The organism is Paenibacillus sp. GbtcB18, from assembly GCF_019091125.1.
In the GTDB taxonomy this organism is placed as follows: Bacteria; Bacillota; Bacilli; order Paenibacillales; family NBRC-103111; genus Paenibacillus_F; species Paenibacillus_F chitinolyticus.
In genome coordinates, this window is record NZ_JAGXJX010000030.1 from 1 (window position 1) to 5538 (window position 5538).

General features: G+C 39.2%; 5 protein-coding genes and 1 pseudogene. All 6 read right to left on the reverse strand.

Translation table 11 applies throughout. From position 1 onward, the window contains the following. Window positions 1-212 precede the first annotated feature (212 nt). Window positions 213-929, reverse strand: a pseudogene (locus tag KVT34_RS29075) (polyketide synthase); the annotation flags it as partial. 77 nt (window positions 930-1006) lie between these two features. After that, window positions 1007-1753 carry an enoyl-CoA hydratase/isomerase gene (locus KVT34_RS29080; protein WP_217563167.1) on the reverse strand — a complete coding sequence of 249 codons (747 nt, stop codon included), beginning with the start codon at window positions 1751-1753 and terminating at the stop codon, window positions 1007-1009. After that, window positions 1753-3012: a hydroxymethylglutaryl-CoA synthase family protein gene (locus KVT34_RS29085; RefSeq protein WP_217563168.1), complete on the reverse strand. Its 1260-nt coding sequence runs from the start codon at window positions 3010-3012 to the stop codon at window positions 1753-1755. The genes KVT34_RS29080 and KVT34_RS29085 overlap by 1 nt, the downstream gene beginning before the upstream one ends. An 18-nt stretch (window positions 3013-3030) precedes the next feature. Further along, a complete protein-coding gene (locus KVT34_RS29090; RefSeq protein WP_217563169.1) occupies window positions 3031-4263 on the reverse strand; it encodes a beta-ketoacyl synthase N-terminal-like domain-containing protein in 1233 nt (410 codons plus the stop codon). Continuing rightward, the gene (locus tag KVT34_RS29095) at window positions 4247-4489 is read right to left on the reverse strand and encodes an acyl carrier protein (RefSeq protein ID WP_217563170.1); all 243 of its coding nucleotides are present in this window, start codon (window positions 4487-4489) and stop codon (window positions 4247-4249) included. Before KVT34_RS29095 ends, KVT34_RS29090 begins: the two co-directional genes overlap by 17 nt. A 3-nt stretch (window positions 4490-4492) precedes the next feature. Next, window positions 4493-5538 (reverse strand): acyl carrier protein (locus tag KVT34_RS29100; protein ID WP_217563171.1); only part of this gene is annotated, 1046 nt, incomplete at its 5' end.

Consider the following 5538-nt stretch of genomic DNA (forward strand, 5'->3'; position numbering starts at 1 on the left):
ACCCCGCTGTACATCGAACCTGCATAATAGTTCCACTTACAGTTATATCGTTCTTGAAATATCGGATTTCCTAGTTGGTTAGGCAAAAATGAAAGTTGCAGCTTCGTTAATTGTTGTGGCTCTTGAGGTGATTCGTTTGGTTTACCTGTATTTCTTTCTCCCCATTCAAGCAAACTAATGTCTCTTTCCTGCAACAACAAGCGTTCACTCTTCTTTACCTCTTCTTGAAGGATTGTTTTTTCTAGCAAAATCCCTTCTTGTTCAAACACTAAAACCAGCTCTTTTTTTATCCTTGAAACTAAGTGTTCTTTTAATGTGACTAGGGAGGCCCTTGGCATTTCGGAAATTTGTCGTGCCAATTTATAGGCATAATTCATGACCTCATGTCTCGGTAAAACCGGAAAGGGAATTCTCCTCCTTTCTAGATCCGCCCCCCGATAAACTCTCCCTCCGATCAATAGTTCCTGGGATAAACTAATGCCCAATTTCCCGCGTAATAGAAAACTTGCGTCCCACCCCGGAGTGAAGCCCTCTTTCATGCTGCTCGTAGTATAAGTACTTTCGCGACTTAGGATTACAAAGTCAGCAAGCAGGCCCATGGTGAAACCGTCACCACTGCCATGACCCTGCATCGCCGCAATAACTGGAATATCGCACTCCAATGCAAGGCATTTAAACCATGCTGAAATGATATTATTTTTGTCATTACAACCAGAAGTTAAGGAACTCTCCACGGTGGTTGCGGACGCAAAGCAATCTTCATAACCAGTTAAAATAACTACTTTGTATTTCGTATTTTCTTTTATTGTTTCAAATGATTGGAACAAATCTTTAATTAATTCTGTAGACAATGTATTTTTGTGCAATATGTCTTGCATTCTTATCTGAACGATTCCTTGTTCTATCTCACACAAATCTACCACAGACATCAAACAAACACCTCACGCTCTAAGCTTTTGGGTGACCGGTAATCGTAACTAAATTTCATTGGTAATGACTTAAAATGTTATTCTACCTCCCACGGAAAAAGGCCCTTTTCAATAAAACGATTAAGAAGCTCAAGATTACCCGAATCTGAAAACACTTCTTGGTTAGCTTTGATAGCTAATGGTTTGCACGTATGTAATGCATCATATAATTCAGTTGAGTACCTTTTATATCTTTGAACTCCGGTTTTGGAAAGATGTTTTAAACGAAGTAAATGTTTCCTTAATAAAACAGCGCTTTGGCTCTCATATGCATCCACTAAATTCCACGTATGGGCTTGTTGGACTGTGATTGGGTGTGTCATTAAAGTCATGTAATTAGCTTTTTGAAATCCTACTCTTCTAATCAAAAAAGGCAGTACACAGGCGGGCAGTAGGCCGAATATGAGTTCAGATAAACTGAATAGAGCCGTTTCATTTGCAATTACAATATCGCAAGCGGCGACAAAACCAACACCACCTGCATTAACTCTTCCTTGGACATGAGCAATCGCAATGTAGGGTCCTGAAGCTATTCTGAGCCACAATTCATATAAGGGCTCAGGGTTTTTAATACTGGACTCGACTCCTTTGAAATCTGCGCCAAAACAAAAATATTCCGATGATCCTTCAATCACTACGACCGTCACATCTTTTTCGCACATCTGCAAGACATGGGAAAATTCCTCAATCAATTGATCTGTTATCGTATTTTTATCTTGATTTCGATTAAACTTTATGAAACAAATTGGATCTTGGAAACGAACTTCTATGGTCTGGAACTCCATTATAACCACCTGTATTCGCGATGAAATTCATGAATTCTATCCAAAATTAAGTGTTGTTTTCCCTCAATCGAGCGAATTACATCTGAGAACATATCCGAATCTATAACCACATTCCTAGTACCAAATTTCACGAAAATATTATCACGAAGCAAGGTATCATACTGGTGCATGGTTAATTTAAAACGTTCGTTCAGCCTATTAGTTATTCTAAATTTCCGCTGATATTCTTGCCCTTGAATCGTTGCGACGCCACTATAAAATTCCGAGCAACAGCCTGAACCATAGGAATAACACCCTATTCTCTTGGGAGTTTTGAAATCACCGTTATCGATTGTACTCGCTAATGAAACCAAAGAAGTTGCTCCCATCACATTCCCGACACGTTGGCAATAGGTTAAACCAGGCACGACACGTGCTTTGAAGTCTTCCTCAATTTCTTGAGGCTTTGCTCTATACAATTTTCTCATCATACTACGATGGGCTCCTTTAATCATGCCTCCAAAAGGAGTGTGAAAGGCTAAGTATTGAAATGTGTCTTTATAATCTACATCGGCTACCCTATTTTGATACTCATAGAACGACTGTTCATAACAATCCAGATACGATGATAAAGATAAGTCAGAATCTCCGGCTTCAATATCAGGAGCAGGCCGACAGGTATCCATTACCTCATATCCATAATACCCATTTGCCCCCACATCAATTTGAAATACATACGGTGTTTCACTCACTAAAACCGCCACAGCTCCAGCACCCGCGGTAGGTTCTGCAAACGACCAATCAGCACTCAACACTTCTCCCGCTTCTGCAGCAATAAATCTTGTAATGTCGGTTGCTATTACTAACGCCTTTGCCCCTGGTGATGATTGAGAAAGAATGAAATTGATAGCTGTTTGCAATCCCGCTGTCCCTGAGTAACAGGCTTGCTTAATCTCAAACAGTCTACAATTCCTATTTAACCCTAAATAATGATGAATATAAGTGCTTATCGACTTTCCAAAATCTATGCCTGATTCGGTACAGGTGATCAACATTTCTATTCGATCTTTTTCAGCTTGAGAGAGTGCATCTACAATAGGTTTAGCAGCATTAACCCCATAAGTAATTGGGTCCTCGAACGGAAGAGCCACTGCCTTTTCTGTCACTAACAAATTTTCAAATCTGGCCGTATCCAAATTACGGTGCTTTGCTAATTCCAGTACATCCAGATAAGCTGTACCGCCAAAAACGTTCATTGCTTCAATTCCAACTTGAACCATGTTTATCCCTCCGATATACTAATGAAGATTTTCTAGACACAATGCTGTATTCACACCACCAAAACCCATGCTTAAACAAATAGCAGTTTGAATATTCGTAGAGATTGATTTGTCCCTAATCCAATTTAAGCTAGTATCTATTGGGTTTATTAAATTTCTTGAAGGATGGAGTGTTGATTTTTCCATTTGTAAAACAGTTGCAATTATTTCTACAGCACCTGCCGCACTTAATCCATGTCCAATAATTGATTTTGTTGTATTGATATAAGCATTTGAAAACTCAAAATCTTTAATTGCTTTTAATTCAATTTCGTCCCCTATTAGAGATCCGGTCCCGTGAGGCTTAATATAATCTATCTGATCTGGAGAAAGCCGGCCTATTTCCAATGCTTGTTTTATCACTCTTTTCTCTCCTTCATAAGAAGGATTAGGATTTCGGTTACCATCCCCTCCCACAGCCCATCCCCTGATTTTTGCATATGGGGTAACACAGCGCTTTTGGGCGCTAACAGCCTTTTCGATTATGATTACACCGCAAGATTCGCCAAAAATAAATCCGTCTCTATCCAAATCAAATGGACGGCATGCCTTATCTGGATCTCTGTTATATTTATCTGATCCCATTGCTCCTAGTGATCTCAATGCCTGACATTCCAAGTAAGAGAGATCCATCAGGGCACCCATGACAATACAAGTGTCCACTTGTCCTGAATTAATCGCTTGAATGGCTTGTATTACTGCCAATTGACCACTTGCAGAAGCACCTCCTATAGTAAATGCCATCCCTCGTATTCCAAACTCTTCCGTACAAAGCCCGCATAAATCACTATCCATAAAAGAAAATCCGTATGTTGGTGTGATGTAATCTGGTTGTTGACCATATTTATCATAAAGATTTAGCATTTCCCGTTGCTGAAAGTTGGAGCCCCCGACGATGAAACCGATACGATCTGGCTCCACTTCATATAATCTTGCTTCGGACCATGCTTCATGCAATGTAACCAAACCAACTTGACTTGAAAATGACGCCGTTCGATAAGCCCGTTTTGATGAGAGACTATCCACGGAACGTAAATTATTAATTTCTGCTCCAATAAATGAAGTACCATTCTGCCGACCGGGGCGCTTCATAATGCCAAAAGATGTTTGCCCTTTTACTAGGGCAGAGAAAAAATCATTTTTTCCCTGCCCGATCGCAGAAGTAATACCAAGACCCGTTATGACAACATCAGATTCAGCATAATTTGCCATAGATCACCTCGGCTAGTTCCCCGATATTTTTAGCTGCTGCCAATTCTATCCGCGGAATTTTAAACGATAAGGTCTCTAGTGTCAGGGTAATAATCTCTGAACGATCTATTGAGTTTGCTCCTAGGTCACTCAATTTATCACTTGGTGCAAATTCATGACCCTCTAATTCTGGAATCACCTCGATCGTGTGTTTTACAATTAAATCAAAAATATCCTTTTTCAACATTTTTTACTCCTCCTTTAATTCTCTAAAAATGATTTGATTTGCTTCTTCAATACTCATTTTTTTATGCAGTACTTGCTCCAGTGTTTCTCGAATTGATAATGACGAGTTATCCACACACTCTTTCTCATTACTATTACTCAATTCTTTTTCTAAAAACATGCTAAACTCTCGAATCGTAGGATAGTCATATACCTTAGTCACAGGAATGGATACTCCATACTTTTTGTTCATAGTTCTCACCCATTCGACACCGATAATAGAGTCCAATCCCATATCAATAAACCTTTTATCCGGATCAATTTCTTGTTGCGATAGGTATAAAGATTCAGCAAGGCTTTGTAACAGATCCTCCTGCAATTCAGATAATGAAGCGCTGGTTTTTTTTGATTTTACATCATTCAAAACTATGGATGATGAAGTTAACTCGGTATCATCAATGAACGGACTTGAACTATTATCTTTTTTAGATTTCAGCACCTCCCTCATTAAGTATCCGGAAAATTCAGTAATGGTTGGATAATCGTAAACTTTGGTTACTGGAATTGAAATTCCATACTTTTTGTTGATTGATCTCACCCATTCAACACCTAAGATAGAGTCAAGCCCCATCTCGATAAATTTCTTGTTTCTATCCATATCGCTTAAATTCAGTTGTAATACTTCTGCCAAAGTTGCAATTACTTCCTCAGTCATTATTTTCTCGGCAATCAAGTCCGTCGCATCATCTTTTTGATCCAAAGGTGTTGGAATTAAAGTGTCATTATTTACAAGTGTGCATGACTCGACAGGAGAACTATTAGATACTGCTGATTTAGAAGTAACCGCTTGAGCATCCGTGCTTACTAATTGATTCAATTTAATGCCACTTGGTTTATTGATTTTGTTGCTGTAAACGAATTCAACTTCCGAATTTGGCTGAAGCAACGGATGGATAACCGTACTCTGACCTTGGTATACAGGAGTATCCTTCCCGCCTTTTTCCTTTCTCTCCACCCAATACTTTTCTTTCGAGAACGGATACGTCGGCAAGTTGATTCCATTGATCCTCG

Excerpts from the sequence above, each read along its gene's own strand:
- KVT34_RS29080 (WP_217563167.1), bottom strand. The coding sequence starts at position 1,753 with ATGGAGTTCCAGACCATAGAAGTTCGTTTCCAAGATCCAATTTGTTTC.
- KVT34_RS29085 (WP_217563168.1), bottom strand. The coding sequence starts at position 3,012 with ATGGTTCAAGTTGGAATTGAAGCAATGAACGTTTTTGGCGGTACAGCT.
- KVT34_RS29090 (WP_217563169.1), bottom strand. The coding sequence starts at position 4,263 with ATGGCAAATTATGCTGAATCTGATGTTGTCATAACGGGTCTTGGTATT.
- KVT34_RS29095 (WP_217563170.1), bottom strand. The coding sequence starts at position 4,489 with ATGTTGAAAAAGGATATTTTTGATTTAATTGTAAAACACACGATCGAG.